Below are 22,328 nucleotides of genomic sequence, written 5' to 3'. Positions count from 1 at the left end.
CTAATTTTTTGGATTATATAAATATAAAAAGGGTGGGACTGAATTCATTTTGAATTCGAAGTCCCACCCACTGGGTTAACTCGAGTTAATAAAGATTAAAATGAACAAATCATGACTTACTGAAGTGACCTTAAACCTGTTTTTAGGAATAGTCACAAGATGAACTTTACAGAAATTTTTATGTTCTTTCTTATTAATCCTTTTTTGAGCTTTGAGAATTTTGATTGTTACTATTTTGTTTTTGTGTATTTTGTCCTGAACTAGCATTTTGATTGCCACTATTTCCATTGTTTTGTGGTCTGGTTGACTGTGTTTGATTTGATCTATTTTGGGTGCTTTGACGATTTGCTGATGACTGGTTAGATTTATTTTGTTGTGGCTTTTGTTGTGTTGGCGATTGATCTTTTTGACTTGGGCTTTCTTTAGAATTTGAACTGTCTTGTCTAGATTTTTTTCTTTCGTCAGTTTTTGGCTCTTTTGCTCTCTTTTCTCCTGTTTGTGGATTTTGTTTCACCGGAGTTTGAGTCGTAGGTCTTTGTGGCGTTTGAACAGTTTGCTGCGTTTGTTGAGTTTGTTGAGTTTGAGGAACTTGTTGCGTTTGTTGTGTATTATTCTTTTTTTCTTCCTCCGATTTTTTGTCTTTTTTTTCCTTTTTATCTTTATCGTCTTTTTTCTTTTCTTGCTGTGTTGTTTTATTACTGAGTCGTTCGTTGCCTTTTTTTGAACTATCGACAAATGAGTAAATACCAAATGCTAAACCTATTAATAATAGCAATACTACAATCGCACTAATAAATTTGGAGATACCGCTCATCTTGTTTACCTCTCTTTCATTCTTAAACACTAATTTATCTCAAAAACAATACTATTGAATCATTGCAAAAAATCAAATCTTAACTATTTTCAATAATTAAAAGTAGTATTTCCCTAAAATTATTTTCAACAGAACTTTTGGGAATAATTAAATAACAAAGTCCAATGAGATTATATAATAGTGATATTTGAGTTTAATCAATCAATACAACTTTATATTTAATTATCTCATACATGATAACATCATACTGATTGATTAACATCATTTTTAAATAACTTAATCAAATCTTAACACGAGTGTTCGTAGATTTACCTATTACATTTACTTGTGCAAAATAATTCACAACATCATTTAAAAAAGTTTAAAATAAATAGTGATATAAAATGAAACTATTTCACAAGTATAAAAAGTAGAATTAGTTTTAACTTCTTTTTTACTGGTTTATAATTATTTTAAAAAACTTTTATAGTTAGAACATAGATACTTTATTTTATTACCACTTTAACCTTTTATTTTACGGAATAAACAATATTAAGAATGTACTCTTTTATACAGTATTTACTATTAAATGGGGTATATGTATTTTAGAATAAAAAAAGGATCCATACGTTGCTCGCACGGATCCACTACTAAAGGGAGTCAAAATTTACCTTCGTCAGTATATTATGGGGTATACTCATACTAATTAAGAGATGTTTAATTAATTATCGAAGGTACAATTTTATTATAACTAATCTGTTTTTATTTTAAATGCATATTAAAAAAAGTCTTTGACATCTTATTGGCTAAAAAATGTATAAAATATGAATAATAATAATAACTATCAATAAGATGACAGCTTTTTATTTTCAGACGAGGTGAAACTATGAAACGCTATTTAATCACTGGTGGAACTGGCATGGTCGGTTCACACTTAGTCAATGAAATTAAACAAACCGATGCACATATTACAATTTTAACCAGACAGGATAAAACTTCTAATCATCCAAAAATCACGTATATCAACTGGTCAAAAGAGGATTGGCAACATCAAGTACCAGATATAGATATTGTTATTAATTTAGCTGGTGCAACGTTGAATAAACGTTGGACATCTTCCCACAAACAAGCGATGATGCTTAGTCGTATTCAATCAACGCAAACACTATTTGAACTTTTTGAAACACGTGAACACAAACCAGAAGTTTTATTTAACGCAAGTGCAATGGGCTACTACCCTCCAGATTTATTTACAAGTTATACGGAGTTATATCAAACACTTCCATTTGATTTCTTATCAGAAATCGTATATCAATGGGAACGTTTTGCTAATAAATTTAAGCAATTCGGTACACGTGTCGTTTTAGGTCGATTCGGCCTTATTCTATCAGACGATGGTGGCGCTCTTGAAATGATGAAACTTCCGTATCGTTTATACGTTGGGGGAAAACTCGGCTCTGGAAGACAATGGTACTCATGGATTCATATAGATGACTTAATTAGAGGTATTTTATTTACTATCAATCACGATAACGCTGAAGGTCCATTTAATTTAACTGCACCTATTCCTGAAAGACAAAATTTATTCGGTTATACATTAGCACGTGCGATGCATAAACCACATGAAACGTGGGCACCTAAATTGATACTACGTACAGTGTTAGGTCAGATGTCTACTGTCATATTAGATACACAAAAAGTACTTCCAAATAAATTACATGCACTAGGTTTTGAGTTTAAGTATAATAATTTAAGAAATGCTTTAGATGATTTAATTAAAGCTTAAGAATTACACCATAAGAAGAAGGGGTATGAAATGAAAGATACTCAATTAACATATATATTATTAATCATTGCAAGTGTTTTACTAATTGCTAATGGTATATTTGCATTTGAACGTACGTTATCAATGATATTAATGTCGATATTGTTTATATTAGTTGGAATCATTTTATTATCAACAACATTGAATACCATGTATCAAACATCAAAACACTCTAAACGTTAAATTTCATCGGTTTAAAGAAAATAATCATTTCATTCTAAATCTACATTCATATATTTTTTAAAACAAAAACCCTAGTAGACTAATGATAAAATATAGACTGACCCCAATTAGTGGGAATTATATAAAAACACTTTCGTTGAATTCATATTAAAATGAATCATACGGAGGTGTTTTTTCTATGAAAAGAGTTTCTTATTCAGTAGAAACAAAGTATAAAGCAGTTGAAATGAAAGCAGCAGGATTTTCAACAAAAGAAATTATGAAAGAATTAAATATTAAAAATAGAACACAAGTGAAAACTTGGTGGCGATGGTATCGAAATGGGGAAAGTTATAGATTTTCACAACATGTGGGTAAACAATATACCTACGGTAAAGGATTAGAAGAGCTGTCAGAAGTAGAACAATTAAAATTAGAAAATAAGAGAAAAGATATAGAATTGGATATTTTAAAAAAGTACAAGGCATTGGAAAGGAAGTGGTACCAACAGTAGTCATAGATTTAGTGGATCAATTAAAAGTAAAATATTCAATCAAATTGATACTAGAAGTATTAAACATACCTAAATCAACATATTACCGATGGAAAAACAAAACTCATAAAGATGATGCCGTAACACAAAAAGTCATTGAATTATGTAAAGCTAACCACTATACCTACGGTTATCGCAAGATTACAACATTGATTAATCAATGTTATACATCACCAATTAATCATAAGAGAGTACAGAGAATGATGCAGAAGCATCATTTGAACTGCCGAGTTAGAACGAAAAAGACGACAAGAATAGGTAAACCGTATTATAAAACGGACAATTTATTACAAAGACAATTTAAAGCGAGTTGTCCAATGGAAGTATTAACAACCGATATTACTTATTTACCATTTGGCCATTCTATGTTGTATTTATCTTCGATAATGGATATTTATAACGGAGAAATTGTGGCGTATAAAATAGATGATAAACAAGACCAAAGTTTAGTTAATGATACATTAAATCAAATCGATATACCTGAGGGTTGTATATTACATAGTGATCAAGGCAGCGTTTATACATCTTATGCTTATTATCAATTGTGCGAAGAAAAAGGCATTATCAGAAGTATGTCCCGAAAGGGAACACCTGCCGATAACGCCCCGATAGAAAGTTTCCATTCCTCGCTAAAGTCTGAAACTTTTTACATCAATAATGAGCTTAATCGCTCTAATCATATTGTAATAGATATTGTCGAAAAGTACATTAAAAACTATAATAATAATCGAATTCAACAAAAACTAGGCTACTTAGCCCCTGTAAAATACAGAGAATTAATAGCCTAGAACATGGTGTTTTTATTAAGTTCCCGTTTTAAGGGTTCAGTGCCAATATACATTTTCGTCTACTAGGGTTTTGTGTATTAATCAATAATCATGCAACGTTTATTTTATTATTTTTCTGGCTCCATTACTTCATCAATTAATCCATATTCTTTAGCTTCTGCAGCTGTTAAGAAGTTGTCGCGATCAGTATCTTGTTGAATTTTTTCAATAGATTGACCTGTACGTTCTGATAAAATACGATTTAATTTTTCACGTGTTTTTAAAATATGATTTGCTGCAATCTCAATTTCAGTTGCTTGTCCTTGTGCACCACCTAAAGGTTGGTGAATCATAACTTCAGCATTAGGTAGTGCAAATCGTTTACCTTTTGCACCTGCTGCTAACAAGAATGAACCCATAGACGCTGCCATACCAATACAGATTGTTTGTACGTCTGGTTTGATATGCTGGATAGTATCATAAATAGCAAATCCAGCAGTTACACTGCCACCTGGTGAATTAATATATAAATAAATATCCTTTTCAGAATCTTGCGCTTGCAAGAATAATAATTGTGACACAATAGAGTTAGCTACGTTATCATCAATTTGAGAACCTAGCATGATAATACGGTCTTTCAATAAACGTGAATATATATCATACGCACGTTCACCGCGGTTAGTTGTTTCAATAACTGTAGGAATTAAATTCATTTATTTTTCCTCCTTATAATAACTGTTAAAATTATTTTACCTTAAAAGTCAAAAATGGTCAAAGATTAAGCTTATTAATCAAAAATTCAATTTGACGCTTAACCTTTTCATTTGTAAACTAGAATTATCGTTTTTATTGTACCGTCATTATTGAACGACGTACAGAAATGTGATTATTTCACTATTTACCCCTCGTAGTGTAATGGATAACACATAAGATTCCGGTTCTTAAAATAGAGGTTCGATTCCTCTCGAGGGGGTTGCTTAATAATGTTGAGATTTTAATGCCTGAGATTATTTGTAATTTCAGTCTTAAAATCTCATTTTTTATAATTCAATTTGGTCACCATTTCTTATTTTATCCGCTAATTCATTCAACTTTCTTAAACGGTGATTCATACCTGATTTAGATATAGGTCCTGTAGAAACCATCTCACCCAATTCTTTTAAAGATATTTCTTGATGTTCTACTCTGAGCTTCGCTACTTCTCTCAAACGATCAGGTAAATTTTCAAGGCCAATCTCTTCATCAATTAATTGTATACTTTCTACCTGTTTCATTGCTGCGCTAACAGTTTTATTAAGATTTGCTGTTTCACAATTAACGAGACGATTAACCGAATTACGCATATCACGGACAATTCTTACATCTTCAAACTTTAGTAATGCTTGATAGCCACCAATCAAACTAAGAAAGTCAGAAATTTTTTCAGCTTCTTTAAGATATGCAATACTCCCTTTTTTACGTTCCAAATGTTTCGCATTGAGTTCATAACTATTCATCAATTTAGTAAGACCTTCGGAATGATCTTCATATTGTGAAAAAATTTCGAGATGATATGAAGATGTTTCAGGGTTATTTACAGAACCACCTGCTAAGAAAGCCCCTCTTAAATAACTTCTTTTCATTTCATCATCTTTAATCATATCCGGATCAATATCGTGAGTAAAAACTCCCTCTTTTAAAATACCTAAATCATTTAGTATTTCTTTTGCTAACATCTTTGTTCGACATATATAAATATTGTTTTTTTTCAATTTCATCTTTTTTCTAACTAAAATTTCAACTTCAACATTAAATATACGTTTGATAAGAGAGTAAATTCGACGAGCTGTTGTCGCATTTTCTGTCTGTACATTAATTACAAACTGTTGATTTGATAGACTAAGCGCGCCATTCATGCGAATTAATGCACTGAGCTCTGCTTTTGCATTCGATTCGTCAACTTCTATGCGTGTTAGTTCATTTTTCATATCTGATGCAAAGCTCATTGAACACTCATCCTTCCTAATCCATTTTTCTATTCTTATTTATAGTATCGCTAATGAGGTGTAAAGTTTTTCTAATTCTAAACACACACTTAAGCTATCATATCATAAACTACGATTTCACTTATAATTATTTCTTTTTATCACTAGGAGTAAAGCGAATTGTACTTGTTAAATCTAAGGCAAGTTCATAAATCATTTTTGATAATACTTTTGTGTTATGTCTGACATAGTGTTCATTAGATATTTCAACTAAATTAGACGCCGTTAAAACTCTAATTCCACTATCTTTTAATTGTTCTTTATGTACTGCTACTGGTTTTGAATTCTTTTCTTCATATCGTTGTAAAACATCTTTACTATATGATTCTGAGCTACATATGACAAAATCAACAAATGGTTCACCAACTTGTCGAGTAAGTGCATCAATATGCTCTTTAACATCATAATTATCTGTCTCGCCTGGTTGTGTCATAACATTAGATACATAAAGTTTTGGGGCAGAGGTACGTAATAATGCTTCTGAAATGCCTTTGACACATAAATTTGATATAACACTTGTATATAATGAACCTGGACCTAAGACGATTAAATCTGCTTGTTCTAAAGCTTCTACCGCTTCATTCATTGGTTCAACATCACTTGGCTCTAAAAACACCCGATTTATTTTTTTATGTGTTTTAGGTATATTGGTTTCTCCATGTACAATTTCACCGTCTTCCATCACCGCGTTGAGTTGCACACTTGTGTTTGTTGAAGGGATGACTTGGCCTTTAATATTTAAAACTTTACTTAATTCTTTAATAGCGTGCCCAAAGTCATTGGTAATATTAGTCATTCCAGCAATAACTAAATTACCTAATGAATGTCCATCTACTTGATTTTCACCAAAACGGTACTGGAACAATTGAGTTAATATCGATTCCGAGTCACTTAAAGCAGCAATGACATTACGAATATCACCAGGCGCTGGAATATCCATGACATCTCTAATTTTCCCCGTGCTCCCACCATTGTCCGCTACAGTAACGATGGCAGTAATGTCTATTGGAAATTCTCTAAGGCCTCTAGCAAGGACAGAAAGTCCAGTACCACCACCAATAAGTACTACATTCATTTGTTTCATTATCTCTCTCCACTTTCAATATGCGCATCTCTATGATGCACATAAACATTATATTCAAAAATCTCATTAAGATATTCAGCTAAACGTTTAGCTAATGCGACTGATCGATGTTGTCCACCCGTACAACCTATAGCAATAACCAATTGCGATTTACCTTCTTTTTTGTAGCCAGGAATCATATATTTTAGTAAATCTGTTAATTTATCAAAAAATATTTGAGTTTCTTTCCACTTCATAACGTAATTGTACACTGGCTCATCTAAACCAGTAAATGGACGCAATTCCTCTACATAGTAAGGATTAGGTAGAAATCTGACATCAAAAACTAAATCAGCATCCATTTGTATACCATGCTTGAAACCAAAACTTGTCACGTTGATAGTAAATGTTTCAAAGTTTTCATCTAAATAAAACTTTGAAATGCGTTGCTTTAATTCTTTAGGTTTTAATTTTGTTGTATCAATCACGTAATTAGCGATACTTCGGATTTCTGATAGATGTTCACGTTCCTCATTTATTGCATCTATTAATGATCTTTGTCCTTGTTCATTTAGTGGGTGCGCTCTTCTTGATTCTTTATAACGTGAAATAATTTTTTCTGTTTTAGCTTCCAAAAACATAACATCTAAAATCACGTCATTGCGACTTTTAATAATATCAATTTCTTTAACTAGAGATTTAAATAATTCCTTACCTCTTAAATCTATTGCAATTGCTACTTTTTGCAATGAAGGATTTCCTTGAGCCATCAATTCTACAAATTTAGGTAACAGTACAGGTGGTAAATTATCTACACAGAAAAAACCCATATCTTCGAGACTTTGAATCACCAATGATTTACCCGCTCCAGACATACCTGTAACAACTAACAATTCACTTTTACCCATTTCTTTTTCGTTGCTTGCCATTTTCTTAAGTCACCGCCAATTATAATCTTCAATCAATATCATTATATTAAATTCATCTTATCACACTCAAATATGCAAAGTAACATACTTATATTGTAATTAAAAAAGCTAGAATCATTGATGACGATACTTTGACGCAAACAATGTTCTAGCTATGTGTAAAATGAGTTAAATTTTAATTATCTTTTAATTCTGTAATATAGTCAGCTGCACTTTGCGCCGCAATACTACCGTCTCCTGTAGCAGTAACAATTTGACGTAATCCTTTATCACGAACATCACCTGCAGCAAAAATACCTCGTACTTTAGTACTCATGTCATCTTGTGTGACAATGTATCCTGCGTCATTTGTAATACCAAGATTTTTAAATGGCGCTGTGAGTGGTTTCATTCCAATATAAATGAATACACCATCGGCATCATAAGTCTGTTCAGCACCATCTTTAGTTGATTCAAGTGTAACTGAACCAACTTTACCATCTTTTTCATTAATTGTTTTAAGTGTATGACTCCAAATAAAGTCAACCTTATCATTTTTGAAGGCACGTTCTTGCAAGATGTTTTGTGCACGTAATTCATCTCTACGATGAACAATTGTTACTTTATCTGCAAATTTAGTTAAGAAAGTTCCTTCTTCTACCGCTGAATCTCCACCGCCAATTACGAAAAGACGTTTATTTTTAAAGAATGCTCCATCACAAACCGCACAATAACTTACTCCACGTCCTCCTAATTCTTGTTCACCAGGAACGCCAATCTTTTTATACTCTGCTCCAGTTGAGATAATAACTGCATGAGCTGTTATCTCTTTATTCCCTAAATTGATAACTTTATAGTCACCTTTATCTTCAACAGATTTAATATCGCCATATTGGTATTCCGCACCAAATTTTTTAGCATGTTCAAACATTTTAGTAGATAAATCAGGGCCTGTGATCATCTCAAATCCTGGAAAATTCTCTACTTCTTCAGTGTTTGCCATTTGACCGCCTGGCATACCGCGTTCAATCATGACAGTTTTTAAATTGGCACGTGATGCATATACTGCTGCTGTCATGCCGGCAGGACCTGCACCGATTATTGCTACATCAAAATCTACTTCAGTCATTTTAAATGCCTCCTACTTATTAATCATTATGCGCATTATATATCATACTTTTCATTTCATAAATTTATATGCTCAATATAAATTCAATTGCTTTATTCAGTTTGTATTTAGAAACATTAAAATCGTCCATCAATTGCTTCTTGGTGAATGGTTGGCTAGAACGACAATACGTTAGGTAAACAAATGCAGCGACATATCTATCGACATCTACTAAATCTACATTTTCAGCTATAATCATTTCTGCTTGATTAATCCAATCTGTAAATAAAGACGTGTTATATTTGAATTGCTTAAAATTATACAACCTTTGCATACCTCTGTGTATAAAATCTAATTTATTGAGTGTGAGTCCTTGTACCAAATATGTGAGATAAAGTTTCTCATAGTCATTCATTGATTCAAGAATTGACCAAATATCTTCAGTCATTAGTATTTCTTTTCCATTTAATTGATGAAGTAAAAAAATACCGTAAAGTCGATAATGATTATTATCATCTAGTAATAATGGTAACACTCGTGATTCAAATACCGTTTTACTTTCCTCAATTACCCAAGGTGCATAACCTACATCAACTTTAGAAATTTGAGTGAGCTTGTTCCACATCTCAATACTTTCGTCTTTATTTCCTAGGTAATAAAAATTGAAGCTCAATGCATTATACAGTTGAATAGAGACAAATTTACCTTTTTTATAAAGTGGATAAAGTAAATTCTGAGAAGCACGATACTGTTTTAAATAACTCAATACTATTCCTAATTTAAAGGTTTCGTCGTCATTTAGTGGTACTACTTTATTAAGTATTTTAAGATATTTTTGATATTTTTCTGTTTCCTTTTTATTATAAAGTAATAATGTGTAGTGACAAAGTGCATGCACATCTGAATTATCTTCCTTTAAAAGTTCTTCAAACATTGCTTTGGCACTATCATACTCACCTAGATACAAATAACACATTGCAAGTAAATTCCTAATCACCCTATGCTGTTGAATCTCGTAAGATTGATTCAAAATAAATGCTCGGGCTTCTTCTAACCTACCTTGTGAAAAGAGAAATTGAAATAAAAGTTGTGTTGAAAACAATTGTGCTTCTAATTCAATTTTTTGTTCACTTGTATACGTGACTTCGAATGTTTTTTCAAGCATTTCTCTAAAATCTTTATCATCTGACAATATTACATAATTAATACCAAACAAGAATGCCTTGTTTGGCTCGTTTAATTCTATATTTAATTGACTTAGTTCATAGAAGCTTTCTTCTACATGAAAGTCTTTAACAATATTCTCATAAAAAAGATGTTCTGCTTTTTTGCCGATATTTAATTTAACTAAACATTGCGCATAGTGTTGTTGAATATCAAAATCCTCAGGTGACAACTCAAGCACTTTTTCATAATATTCTGCCGCCTTCTTGTAATCTTGTTGTTGCCACTTTTGGGTAGCCATTTTACGGTAAAAAGTCTCATCAAAAATCATTGGAATGATATTATTTTCTTTTTGTGCCATTCATTGTCACCTCCTGAATCTAATTGTATTTGCATAGGATTACCAAATGCAAAACTGTAATCGGGAACATCTTTAGACACAACCGTACCCGCACCAATTTTAACATCATTTCCTATAGTTTTCCCTGGTAATATTGTCGTATTTGCACCTATTAAAGTGTAATCGCCTATAATGACTTTTCCCACTCTCCACTCATCAACAAGAACTTCGTGAGTTAATATTGTTGTATTATAACCAATGACTGTATTCTTGCCAACCGAAATGTATTCTGGATAAAACAAATCAGGCAACACTTTATATGCAAATGAAGCATGATTCCCGACATCCATTTTTAAAAGCTTTTTATATATTTTATTTTTAAGTTTCATACTAGGAACAAATCTTGCAATTTCTATAACCACCGTTTGCTTTAGCACTTTTACGAATTTAATTTTTCTATATATATGCCATAAAGGATTCACTTGATGATACTTCTCTTTACTTAATCGTCTCAAAATAATCACTTAGCCTTTTTAATCGGCCATGTTAATGGTCCTGAATTTTCATATTTTATTGGTTGATGTTTAACTCTTCTATAAATTACGAATATCACACTAATCATAATAAGCACGACAGAAACAAGTTGCGCGACACGTATATGACTCGTAAGCATCAAACTATCGGTTCTCATCGCCTCAACGAAGAAGCGTCCTACAGAATACCAAATAAGATAACCAAAGAATGTCTCTCCAAGTTTTAGACGTTTCCTTAAAGTAATTAAAATGACAAAACCTATCACATCCCAAATTGACTCATATAGAAATGTCGGGTGATAATATTGACCTTCAATATACATATTTCTAATAATAAAGTCTGGCAAATGTAAATGTTCTAGAAAAGCTCTAGATACTGGACCTCCATGCGCTTCATGATTCATAAAGTTCCCCCAGCGTCCTATCCCTTGAGCTAAAATAATACTTGGTGCCACAATATCTCCTATTTGAAACGGATGTAGATTTTTGATTTTACAAACAATAATCCCAGTGATAAGTCCACCAATTAAACCGCCATGTATGGCTATACCACCATGCCAAATTTTTGGTATCTCACTCAAGTGATTCATGTAATATGGCCATTGAAATGTAACAAAGTATATTCTCGCAACTATGAATCCAACAATCGCGCTATAAAATATTATATCGATTAAAGTGTCTTTATGTAATCCAACCTGTTTCAATGCTGCTTGTGCAATGAAATATCCAAGTAAGATACCACAAGCAATAATAATTCCATACCATCGAACTTGGATTGGTCCCAAGCTAAAGGCAACAGGATCGATATATCCTAATGTTATATTCATTTGTGTTACTCCTCACTTTTATGACTATTTCGAACGATTTCTTCATTGAGTCTCTCATTAAATTCAACTGCTGTATTAATACCCATGATATTAAGACGATAATTCATAGCCGCTACTTCAATAATTACTGCTACATTACGCCCTGGTCTAACTGGTATCGTTTTTTTAGTGATTTCCGTATCAAGAATCTTCAATGTTTCTTCATTAAGACCTACACGATCGTATAACTTATTCTTATTCCAATTTTCTAAATTAATATTTAATCGAATTTGTTTTTCAGTTAATATTGATCCTGCTCCAAATAAAGTCATAACATTAATGATACCGAGACCACGAATCTCTAGCAAATGTTCGATAAGTTTAGGAGGTTTTCCAACAAGTTCATCCTTAGTAATTTCTTTGATTTCTACATTATCATCAGCCACTAATCTATGACCACGTTTGACTAATTCTAATGCAGTTTCACTTTTTCCAATGCCAGAATCTCCTGTAATTAGTACACCTACACCATAAACATCAACAAGTACACCGTGCAAAGAAGTGGTTTTCGCGAGTTCATGTTCGAGAAATGTCGTTAACCTACTCATTAAACTCGTTGTGGCATCTTTCGCAACAATAATTGGTGTATGCGTTTCTTGAGATGCACTTATGAGTTCTGCTGGTGGTTCTAACCCACGTGTAACAATAATCGCTGGAGTTTCAGGTCGGCATAATTTTCTCATTCTTCCTTTCTTTTCTTCATCTGGAAGTAAATTATAAAATGATAACTCCGTTGTCCCTAATAATTGAATACGGTCTGAAGCATAATGTGAAAAATATCCAGCCATTTCTAAACCTGGACGTGAAATATCTGTGTTTTTAATTGGTCTATCTAAACCTTCTTCACCAGTAAGTAATTCTAAATTTAACGTATTAACTAATCTATCTGTTGTTAACATGCATTCACCTCAAATTTCATAAGCCATTCGTATCTTCCTTTTCTATTATCATATCAAAAATCAACTCATGTTTTATATTAAAATGATGATTTTAAATTTTAAAAGTTTCTTAAATCATTGCTGTTTTGAGACAAACTAGATTTCACTTCCATTTTACAATCGAGTAGTTGACTGATTGAGTTAAAAAATATACCTTAAATAATAATCTAAATCGAAATTCAAATGACTATTTGATGATTTATGCTCAAATTAATGAAATTAATTTAATATATAAAGCTCTAAGATTCTTTGTGTAGAAGTCATCTTAGAGCTTTTTAAGTTAATCTATCATTTTATTACTAGTCATACATCTTACTATTCAACTCTGTCTCTCTCTAATACTGGCTTTAAGTATTGACCAGTGTAAGATCGTTTATTTTGAGCAATCTCTTCAGGTGTACCAGTTGCGATGATTGTTCCTCCACCTTCACCGCCTTCTGGACCTAAATCAATAATATAATCAGCCGTTTTAATAACATCAAGATTGTGTTCGATAATAACGACCGTATCACCATTTTCCACTATACGATTCAATACCTTTAATAAACGACTTATATCATCGACATGTAATCCTGTAGTTGGTTCATCAAGAATGTAAATAGAACGCCCCGTTGAACGCTTGTGCAATTCTGATGCTAGTTTTACACGTTGCGCTTCACCACCAGATAATGTAGTAGCTTGTTGACCTAAAGTAATGTACCCCAACCCAACATCTACAAGTGTTTGTAATTTTCGCTTAATCTTAGGGATATTTTCAAAGAAATGCGTAGCTTCTTCAACAGTCATTTCTAACACATCCGCAATATTTTTCCCTTTGTATGTTACCTCTAAAGTCTCACGATTATAACGTTTACCATCACACACTTCACAAGGTACATAGACATCTGGTAAAAAATGCATTTCAATTTTTATAATTCCATCACCTTTACAGGCTTCACATCGTCCACCTTTGACATTAAAACTAAATCTACCCTTTTGATAACCTCGTATTTTGGCTTCATTCGTTTGTGCAAAGACATCTCTTATATCATCAAAGACACCAGTGTATGTGGCTGGGTTAGAACGTGGTGTTCTACCTATTGGCGATTGATCAATATCAATGATTTTATCTAATTGATCGATTCCTTTGATTTCATCAAAATTCCCAGGTTTCACTTTAGATTTATTAATTTTTTGAGCTAATGCTTTATATAAAATTTCATTGACGAGTGAACTTTTGCCAGAACCTGAAACACCTGTAACTACAGTTAAGACGGATAGTGGGAAGTCTACATTTACATTTTTCAAATTATTACTTTTGGCACCTTTAATTTGAATCTTTCTATCAGTGATTTCACGTCTGTATTCAGGGACTTCTATTCGTTTTTTTCCGCTTAAATATTGACCAGTTAAAGACTTTTTATCTTTCATTACTTTATTAGGAGTACCACTTGAGACAACCTCTCCACCGTGGTTACCAGCTCCCGGACCCACATCAACTAAATAATCAGCTGCTCTCATCGTATCATCATCATGTTCAACGACAATGAGTGTATTACCTAAATCACGCATTTCTTTTAAAGTGTTAATTAATCTATCATTATCTCTTTGATGTAATCCAATAGAAGGTTCATCTAAAACATACAGTACTCCGGTTAATCGCGAACCGATCTGTGTTGCTAAACGAATACGTTGAGCTTCCCCTCCAGATAAAGTTCCAGATGAACGATCTAAAGTCAAATATTCTAAACCAACATTATTTAAAAATGATAATCTTGAAATAATCTCTTTTAAAATTTGATCTGCAATCGATTTATCTTGATCGCTTAATTTTAAGTTTTCGAAATAATAAAGTGCATTTTTAATTGAATATTCAACGACTTCACCTATATTATAGTCGCCTACATATACAGATAACGCTTCTTTGCTTAAACGTTTGCCATGACAAGTTTCACACGGTAACTCTGTCATGTATTTACTCATCATTTCGCGTGTATATTCAGAGGGAGATTCATGGTATCGACGGTCAATATTAGGTACCACACCTTCAAAAACCATTTTACGTTTACGAGTACCACCATTTCGTTGCGTAAATGTAAATTCAATTTCTTTTTCTCCAGAACCATTCATCAGTATATTTTTTTGTCTATCAGTCAATTTTTTATATGGCTTATCCATATTAATTTTGTAGACTTCACATACACGTTTTAATAAAGTTGGATAAAAATCCGAACTTGTTGGTTCCCATGGTTCAATTGCGCCTTCATTTAAAGTTTTATTTTTATCTGGAATGACTAAATCTAGGTCTACTTTTAGTTTTTGACCTAAACCATCACAAGTTGGACACGCACCAAACGGACTATTGAAACTAAACATTCTTGGTTCTAATTCACCAATAGAGAAACCACAAATAGGACATGCGTGGTTCTCAGAGAATTTAAGTTCCTCTCCATTAATAACGTCAACTGTTAAATTACCTTCAGCAAGTTCAAGTGCTGTCTCAATAGAGTCCGCTAGACGCGTCTCAATGCCGTCTTTAACTACAAGTCTATCAACAACAACTTCAATTGTGTGATTTTTATTTTTATCCAATTGAGGCACTTCATTTACATCGACGATTTCATCATCAACACGTAAACGCACATATCCTTTCTTACCTATATCTTCAATTAACTTTTCATGACTTCCTTTTCTATGTGAAATGACTGGTGCGAGTAATTGAATTTTTGTACGTTCTTCCAATTCTAAAATACGATCAACCATTTGTTGAACAGTTTGTGATTCAATTTCTATACCGTGGTAAGGACAGTACGGTTTACCGACACGCGCATATAATAATCGAATATAATCATAGATTTCAGTCACAGTGGCAACGGTAGAACGTGGGTTTTTACTTGTCGTCTTCTGATCAATAGATATTGCCGGTGACAAACCTTCAATGGTATCTACATCAGGTTTGTCCATTTGTCCTAAAAATTGTCGCGCATATGCACTTAACGATTCCACATAACGTCGTTGACCTTCAGCATAAATAGTATCGAATGCTAACGAAGACTTACCTGAGCCTGAAAGTCCAGTCATGACAATCAACTTGTTTTTAGGTAATTCAATATCTACTCCTTTTAAATTATGTGCTTGCGCACCTTTTACTACAATTGACGGTCCTTTCATTTAATCGTCACCCTTCTGCTTTTAATTCAAATAACATATCTCTTAACTCTGTAGCTTTTTCGAAATCTAAATCTTTGGCTGCTTTTTTCATTTCTTTCTCTATATTTTCTATTGTTTTTTGACGTTCTTTCTTTGTCATTTTCTTAGGTAATTCAGTTTGTTGTTGTTGATTTGTTTCATCGCTCTCCACAGTAGCACTAATGACGTCGTGAATCTTTTTGTTAATTGTTTTCGGCGTGATGCCATGTTCTTTGTTATGAGCAATTTGTATTTCTCTACGTCTTTGTGTTTCATCTATTGCATATTGCATAGAATCTGTAATTTTATCCGCATACATAATGACTTCTCCTTTGTCATTACGTGCTGCTCGCCCAATAGTTTGAATTAGAGATCTATCAGAACGTAAGAAGCCTTCCTTATCTGCATCTAAAATTACGACCAAAGATACTTCAGGTATATCTATACCCTCTCTCAGCAGATTGATTCCAACTATTGCGTCGTAAGTACCCATACGTAAGTCTCGAATAATTTCTATTCGTTCTAATGTTTTAATTTCTGAGTGTAAATAATTAACTTTAATCCCCGCTTCTTTCATATATGTAGTTAAATCTTCACTCATTTTTTTAGTAAGTGTTGTCACAAGTACACGTTCATCTTTGTCAACACGATCTTGGATTTCACTTAAAAGATCATCGATTTGATTCTCAGTTGGACGCACATCAATTTTAGGATCAAGTAAACCAGTAGGTCGTATAATTTGTTCAACCATTTCATCTGTATGTTCTAACTCATATGGGCCTGGTGTAGCTGAAACATAAACAAGTTGTTTTGTTTTTTCTTCAAATTCTTCAAATTTTAATGGTCGGTTATCCAACGCACTTGGCAAACGAAATCCATGGTCTATTAATACTTGTTTACGAGCTCTATCCCCATTGTACATACCACGAATTTGAGGTAACGTAACGTGTGACTCATCAATCATGACAAGCCAATCGTCTCCAAAATAATCAAGCAATGTATATGGTGTTGAACCTAATGGTCTTAAAGTTAAGTGAACGGAATAGTTTTCAATACCTGAACAAAAGCCCATTTCTCTCATCATTTCTAAATCATAGTTAGTACGTTGTTCTAACCTTTGTGCTTCTAATAATTTGTTCTCATCCCGTAATTCTTTTAGTCTCTCTTCTAATTCTTTTTCGATTCTTTCAATAGCTACTTTCATTTTCTCTTCACGAGTAACGAAGTGCGAAGCTGGGAAAATTGTAAAATGCTCACGTTCTCGAATTACTTCACCAGTTAAATAGTTAACCTCTCTGATACGATCAATTTCATCTCCAAAAAATTCTACGCGGATACACATTTCTTCTCTAGAAGCTGGGAATATTTCAACAACATCCCCACGCACTCTAAATGTACCACGTTGAAAATCTATGTCATTACGTGAGTATTGTACATCAACTAACTTTCTCAACAATTCGCTTCGTTCCATCTCCATACCAACACGTACACTAACAACCAAATTTTTATATTCTTCCGGATTACCTAAACCATAAATACAACTAACACTTGCGATAATAATGACATCATCACGTTCAAATAAAGAACTTGTAGCAGAATGTCGTAGTTGGTCAATTTCATCGTTAATGGAGGCGTCTTTTTCAATAAAGGTATCTGTTGAAGGCACGTATGCTTCAGGTTGATAGTAGTCGTAATAACTAACGAAATATTCAACTCTATTTTCTGGGAAAAATTCTTTAAATTCACTATATAGTTGACCTGCCAGTGTCTTGTTATGTGCAATAATAAGTGTAGGTTTACCAACCTCTTTAATTACGTTACTCATAGTAAAAGTTTTACCTGTCCCAGTTGCACCTAATAAGGTTTGATGACGTTTCCCTTCATTTACGCCATCCACAATTTTTTGTATCGCTTGTGGCTGATCACCTTGTGGCTCAAATTCAGACTTTAACTTAAATGGAACATGTTCTACCATTCCAAAATACGCCTCCTATTATTGTTATCATTTATAAAGATTTTACACATCTCGTATCAATTACTTTTTCATGAATATTATTTTCTATTTTAACAAATTCTACAAGAACAATACAAACATTTGTTCGCTTGAGAAGTTTAACATTTTTAATGCTTATTCTAAAACAAGAGCTCTAAGATGATTTCTTATGTAAGAAATTGTCTTAGAGCTTTATTTAATCAGTAATGTATGCTGTGCGATGTTTTTTCTTAAAAGTACAATCAGATACATATTATATACACACTGTACTTTAAAATCTTTCGCTTTTATATTCACAATGTATCAATTATTATGTTCTAGCCATTAAAATATTTACTAATTAATATTTAGTTATTAATGTTTACACCATGGATTACTTAATATTCAAAATAATATAAACATTAATTTAAAGTAAAAAATGAACAATAAATAATAATCCAACAATTTTTAAATTAAATCATAATCACTATAATTACAGTTTAAAGTAATAATAAATCAAAAAAACAAATACTTCAAAATTTTTGTTTGCATAAACACATCTTAAGAATCATTTTGGTTCTTATGAAATTCAAGTTGATCAATTATTAAATAACCAGCTAATAAACTTGTCACATCTATAAAAATAATCCATTCGTTGTGAAAGAATCCTTTATAAACTGATGCACCTATTATTATCAATGTGACTAATGTACCAATCCATTTACTTCTAGTCACCACACTAAACAGCACAACTAATATACAAGGAAAAAAGGCCGCACAAACATACCAAATCATTATCGTCACCCATTTCTTCTGCTTAGAATTGACATTGTTGTTTCACGTAATTCAGTTCGAGGAATAAAGTTTTCTGTGAGCATTTCAGGTATTACATTTTCAATAAAATCTTTTACAGATTCTAAGTGATCAAATTGTATAATAGTTTCTAAACTCATTTCATATATTTCAAAAAATAGTGGTTCAGGATTACGTTTTTGTATTTCTCCAAATGTTTCATACAATAAATCAATTTTATCAGCAACAGATAGAATTTGACCTTCTAGAGAATCATCCTTACCTTCTTGTAAACGTTCACGATACACGTGCTGATATTGTGTTGGTATCTCCTCTTTGATAAACGTATCTACCATTTCTTCTTCAACTTGGGAGAATAAATGTTTTAATTCCTTACTTGCGTATTTTACCGGTGTTTTGATATCACCTGTAAACACTTCAGCAAAGTCGTGGTTGAGTGACTTTTCATAGAGACTCTTCCAATCGATTTTATTTCCATGATATTCTTCGACAGTAGCTAAATATTGCGCAATTTTAGTTACTTTAAAAGAATGAGCAGCAACATTATGTTCAAAATATTTAAATTTACCTGGTAATCTTATTAATTTTTCTAAATCTGATAGTCTTTTAAAATATTGATGCACTCCCATAATAAGACACCTCCTTAATATTAAAATTAGTCTATATTCTTATTGTTATTATATCAATCAATATTATTATTGAAAGTAAATTATCATGTAAATCATTTCTATTTTATTATAAAAGAAAAAGTAGAATAATGAATTCATTTTGAACTCACTATTCTACTCTAATACGTAACTTATGGATAAAACATGTTGATATATATGAAGAAGTTGTTCTACCAACATGATGTTCAATTTAATTGTCTAGAACGTTTATATAACATAAGAGACAGTTATACGCGAAGTTCATTCACACCTTGAATATAAATAGTCATTTAGTGAATGTAATTATATGAATTAGGATTGCTAATAGTTCTGTAAGATTTTACGTTAACGCCAACATTCCAGTTCATTTCCGAAACAGTTACAGAACCATTAGAATTGATTGATTCAACAACGCCAACATGTCCATAAGCGCCAGCCCCATTTTGACCCGAACCACTTTGGAATACAGCACCAACCTCAGGTGTGTGATCTACATTAAAGCCAGCCTGATTAGCTGAATATGCCCAGTTACTAGCGTTGCCCCATAGACTTCCAATTGGTTTCCCTAGCTCAGCGCGACGATCGAATGCATAATAAGTACATTGACCAGTAGTGTATAAATTACCTGAGTTAGATACACTTCTTAGACCATTGTAGGCGTTTGGCACAGAGTATGTATCAGTTGATTCACTGTTATAATTATCATAAGTAGTGTTGGATGTATCAGTTGATACATTATTATATCCTACTGGAATATAGTTAGTTTCATAATTTACGAATGTGTTTGTGTTATTAAATTGTTCAAATGCAGTTTCAGATACTACAATTTCATCTCCTGGAAAAATAAGAGGTTCTATACCAGGATTTAAAGCATAAAGTTCTTCTAAAGTAAGATGATGTTCTAAAGCAATTTTATATAAACTATCTCCAGGTTTTACAGTGTAAATACCTAAATTTGATTGATTTGTAATTACATTACTCGTTGCATATGAGTCTAGTTGCGACGTCTCAGATTCTTGTGCGTTAGCTGCAGTGTTAATTGCAATAAAAGCTGCAATCGAACTTAACGTTACAGTTAGCGTTTTTTTCATCTAGTTGTCATTCCTTTGCTAGTTGATTATTAATTCACAAATTTAATATAGCACAATCAAATGAGGATAAGGGTATTGTTATATTGATGTAATATAATAGTTAAAAAGAGTGTTTTTACACTAAGAGATAATTATCTACTCTACTAGTTCCTAACCTTATGATGTACAGGTCAAATTTAAGTCATTCTCGTCTGAGACTAAATTTACTTCGGTAACATTAGAAAATGCAGACTACATATAAAGTACATATAGCTTAAAAAATAAACTCCCTATTTTGTCTGTTTTCTATTTAATGAAAAATACGCATAATCATCGATAAATCAAATAATGATTATGCGTGTATCAATTATATGTCTTGTCGATCCATTTCTTTTCTTAAATAAGCTTCTATGAACGGGCCTATTTCTCCATCCATAACAGCGTCTACTTTACCAGTTTCTTCATTCGTACGATGATCTTTAACCATTGAATATGGATGAAAGACGTAAGAACGAATCTGACTTCCCCATCCAATGTCTTTTTGTTCGCCACGAATTTCAGCCATTTCTTGCTCTTGCTCTTCTAACTTTAATTGATAAAGTTTGGACTTCAACATTTTCATTGCAGCTTCTCTATTTTTTATTTGAGATCGTTCATTTTGGTTGTTGACTACAATACCTGTAGGGTGATGTGTAATTCTAATTGCAGACTCAGTTTTGTTAATATGTTGTCCACCAGCGCCTGAAGCTCTAAAAGTATCCACTGTAATATCATCTGGGTTAATCTCAATTTCAATTTCATCATTATTAAAATCAGGAATAACATCACATGATGCAAAAGAAGTATGTCGTCTACCAGATGAATCGAAAGGTGAAATTCTAACTAAACGATGAACACCCTTTTCTGCCTTTAAATATCCATAAGCATTATGCCCTTTTATAAGTAATGTAACACTTTTAACGCCTGCTTCATCTCCTGGAAGATAATCAACTGTTTCAACTTTAAAGCCATTTTGTTCACAGTAACGTTGATACATCCTAAGAAGCATACTTGCCCAATCTTGTGATTCTGTACCGCCAGCACCGGGATGAAGCTCTAATATAGCATTATTGGCATCATGTGGTCCGTCGAGGAGTAATTGTAATTCATATTGATCAATTTGTTCTTCAAATTGTTGAACTTCCTCTTCTAATTCTTTCTTCATATCCTCATCACATTCTTCTTGTAATAACTCTCTCGTCGCACTCATATCATCAACAGCATTTGTCAGTTGATAATACCCATTTACTATAGATTTTAGTGCATTGTTCTTATCAATGATATCTTGTGCTTTAGTTTGATCATTCCAAAAATCGGGATCAGTCATCATTTCTTCATACTCTTGTATGTTCGTCTCTTTATTTTCTAAGTCAAAGAGACCCCCTAATTTGATTTAAGTGATTTTGATATTCTTCTAAATTTCGTTTAATCTCAGATAATTCCATTCATCTTCTCTCCTATTTAATCATACTATGTCATAATATTTATATCATACAGTATATGTCTATTTTTTAAAAATAAACGGCCATTTCATCTCTATATCATATTACTAAGCATTTAACTTACAAGCGATGT

19 protein-coding genes and 1 tRNA gene are annotated in these 22,328 nt (G+C 32.3%); 4 read left to right on the top strand and 16 right to left on the bottom strand.

The window, feature by feature from the left end; genetic code table 11:
* Positions 1-193: 193 nt before the first annotated feature.
* Positions 194-814, bottom strand: coding sequence for a DUF4887 domain-containing protein (locus ACVBFA_RS04400; RefSeq protein WP_164539677.1), 621 nt, complete (start codon positions 812-814; stop codon positions 194-196).
* 865 nt (positions 815-1,679) lie between these two features.
* Between ACVBFA_RS04400 and ACVBFA_RS04395 the strand changes: the two genes are divergently transcribed.
* The 3 genes from ACVBFA_RS04395 (at position 1,680) to ACVBFA_RS04385 (ending at position 4,121) form a co-directional block, all read left to right on the top strand.
* A complete protein-coding gene (locus ACVBFA_RS04395) occupies positions 1,680-2,579 on the top strand; it encodes a TIGR01777 family oxidoreductase (RefSeq protein ID WP_002445959.1) in 900 nt (299 codons plus the stop codon).
* Positions 2,580-2,609: 30 nt separating this feature from the next.
* The gene (locus ACVBFA_RS04390) at positions 2,610-2,801 is read left to right on the top strand and encodes a hypothetical protein (RefSeq protein WP_002445958.1); all 192 of its coding nucleotides are present in this window, start codon (positions 2,610-2,612) and stop codon (positions 2,799-2,801) included.
* 178 nt (positions 2,802-2,979) lie between these two features.
* Positions 2,980-4,121 (top strand): IS3 family transposase gene (locus ACVBFA_RS04385; protein ID WP_088922760.1). Its coding sequence is split into 2 segments (ribosomal slippage): positions 2,980-3,250 and positions 3,250-4,121, totalling 1,143 coding nucleotides; the frame shifts between segments, so codons are not numbered across the junction.
* 107 nt (positions 4,122-4,228) lie between these two features.
* Here the strand turns inward: ACVBFA_RS04385 and clpP are convergent.
* Positions 4,229-4,813 (bottom strand): ATP-dependent Clp endopeptidase proteolytic subunit ClpP, encoded by a 585-nt coding sequence (clpP, locus tag ACVBFA_RS04380; protein ID WP_001829659.1) that lies wholly within the window; start codon positions 4,811-4,813, stop codon positions 4,229-4,231.
* A 188-nt stretch (positions 4,814-5,001) separates the two neighbouring features.
* Between clpP and ACVBFA_RS04375 the strand changes: the two genes are divergently transcribed.
* A tRNA-Arg gene (locus ACVBFA_RS04375) sits at positions 5,002-5,073 on the top strand.
* Positions 5,074-5,140: 67 nt separating this feature from the next.
* Here ACVBFA_RS04375 and whiA read toward each other — a convergent pair.
* The 14 genes from whiA to prfB all read right to left on the bottom strand — a co-directional run bounded on the left by whiA (position 5,141) and on the right by prfB (position 22,198).
* A complete protein-coding gene (gene whiA, locus ACVBFA_RS04370) occupies positions 5,141-6,085 on the bottom strand; it encodes a DNA-binding protein WhiA (RefSeq protein WP_002486659.1) in 945 nt (314 codons plus the stop codon).
* Positions 6,086-6,212: 127 nt separating this feature from the next.
* Positions 6,213-7,208, bottom strand: a complete 996-nt coding sequence (locus ACVBFA_RS04365) for a gluconeogenesis factor YvcK family protein (RefSeq protein WP_002486648.1) — start codon at positions 7,206-7,208, stop codon at positions 6,213-6,215.
* Positions 7,208-8,116, bottom strand: coding sequence for an RNase adapter RapZ (gene rapZ / locus ACVBFA_RS04360; RefSeq protein WP_002457583.1), 909 nt, complete (start codon positions 8,114-8,116; stop codon positions 7,208-7,210). Before rapZ ends, ACVBFA_RS04365 begins: the two co-directional genes overlap by 1 nt.
* A gap of 175 nt (positions 8,117-8,291) precedes the next feature.
* Positions 8,292-9,224: a thioredoxin-disulfide reductase gene (gene trxB / locus ACVBFA_RS04355; RefSeq protein ID WP_002438914.1), complete on the bottom strand. Its 933-nt coding sequence runs from the start codon at positions 9,222-9,224 to the stop codon at positions 8,292-8,294.
* Positions 9,225-9,288: 64 nt separating this feature from the next.
* Entirely contained in the window at positions 9,289-10,728 is a 1,440-nt protein-coding gene (locus ACVBFA_RS04350) for a tetratricopeptide repeat protein (RefSeq protein ID WP_126122513.1), read from the bottom strand.
* Entirely contained in the window at positions 10,695-11,231 is a 537-nt protein-coding gene (locus tag ACVBFA_RS04345; RefSeq protein WP_447158786.1) for an acyltransferase, read from the bottom strand. Before ACVBFA_RS04345 ends, ACVBFA_RS04350 begins: the two co-directional genes overlap by 34 nt.
* Positions 11,228-12,067 carry a prolipoprotein diacylglyceryl transferase gene (gene lgt, locus ACVBFA_RS04340; RefSeq protein ID WP_126122511.1) on the bottom strand — a complete coding sequence of 280 codons (840 nt, stop codon included), beginning with the start codon at positions 12,065-12,067 and terminating at the stop codon, positions 11,228-11,230. Before lgt ends, ACVBFA_RS04345 begins: the two co-directional genes overlap by 4 nt.
* Positions 12,068-12,072: 5 nt before the next feature.
* Positions 12,073-13,005, bottom strand: a complete 933-nt coding sequence (hprK, locus tag ACVBFA_RS04335; protein WP_126122510.1) for an HPr(Ser) kinase/phosphatase — start codon at positions 13,003-13,005, stop codon at positions 12,073-12,075.
* A 354-nt stretch (positions 13,006-13,359) separates the two neighbouring features.
* A complete protein-coding gene (uvrA, locus tag ACVBFA_RS04330) occupies positions 13,360-16,194 on the bottom strand; it encodes an excinuclease ABC subunit UvrA (RefSeq protein ID WP_126122509.1) in 2,835 nt (944 codons plus the stop codon).
* A 7-nt stretch (positions 16,195-16,201) separates the two neighbouring features.
* Complete coding sequence (uvrB, locus tag ACVBFA_RS04325) at positions 16,202-18,187, bottom strand: excinuclease ABC subunit UvrB (RefSeq protein WP_002438912.1); 1,986 nt, start codon at positions 18,185-18,187, stop codon at positions 16,202-16,204.
* 558 nt (positions 18,188-18,745) lie between these two features.
* Positions 18,746-18,979: a CsbA family protein gene (locus ACVBFA_RS04320; RefSeq protein WP_002445947.1), complete on the bottom strand. Its 234-nt coding sequence runs from the start codon at positions 18,977-18,979 to the stop codon at positions 18,746-18,748.
* A 5-nt stretch (positions 18,980-18,984) separates the two neighbouring features.
* Entirely contained in the window at positions 18,985-19,626 is a 642-nt protein-coding gene (locus ACVBFA_RS04315) for a YfbR-like 5'-deoxynucleotidase (RefSeq protein ID WP_002476221.1), read from the bottom strand.
* A gap of 308 nt (positions 19,627-19,934) precedes the next feature.
* Positions 19,935-20,735, bottom strand: a complete 801-nt coding sequence (locus ACVBFA_RS04310; protein WP_126122508.1) for a COG3942 and LysM peptidoglycan-binding domain-containing protein — start codon at positions 20,733-20,735, stop codon at positions 19,935-19,937.
* Between the two features lie 346 nt (positions 20,736-21,081).
* Positions 21,082-22,198 (bottom strand): peptide chain release factor 2 gene (gene prfB / locus ACVBFA_RS04305; RefSeq protein WP_126122507.1). Its coding sequence is split into 2 segments (ribosomal slippage): positions 21,082-22,125 and positions 22,127-22,198, totalling 1,116 coding nucleotides; the frame shifts between segments, so codons are not numbered across the junction.
* Between the last annotated feature and the right edge of the window lie 130 nt (positions 22,199-22,328).

It is taken from the genome of Staphylococcus sp. MSU001 (assembly GCF_052976705.1).
The sequence above is the reverse complement of the archived record's forward strand: the minus strand, read 5'-3'. Positions and strand labels throughout refer to the sequence as shown.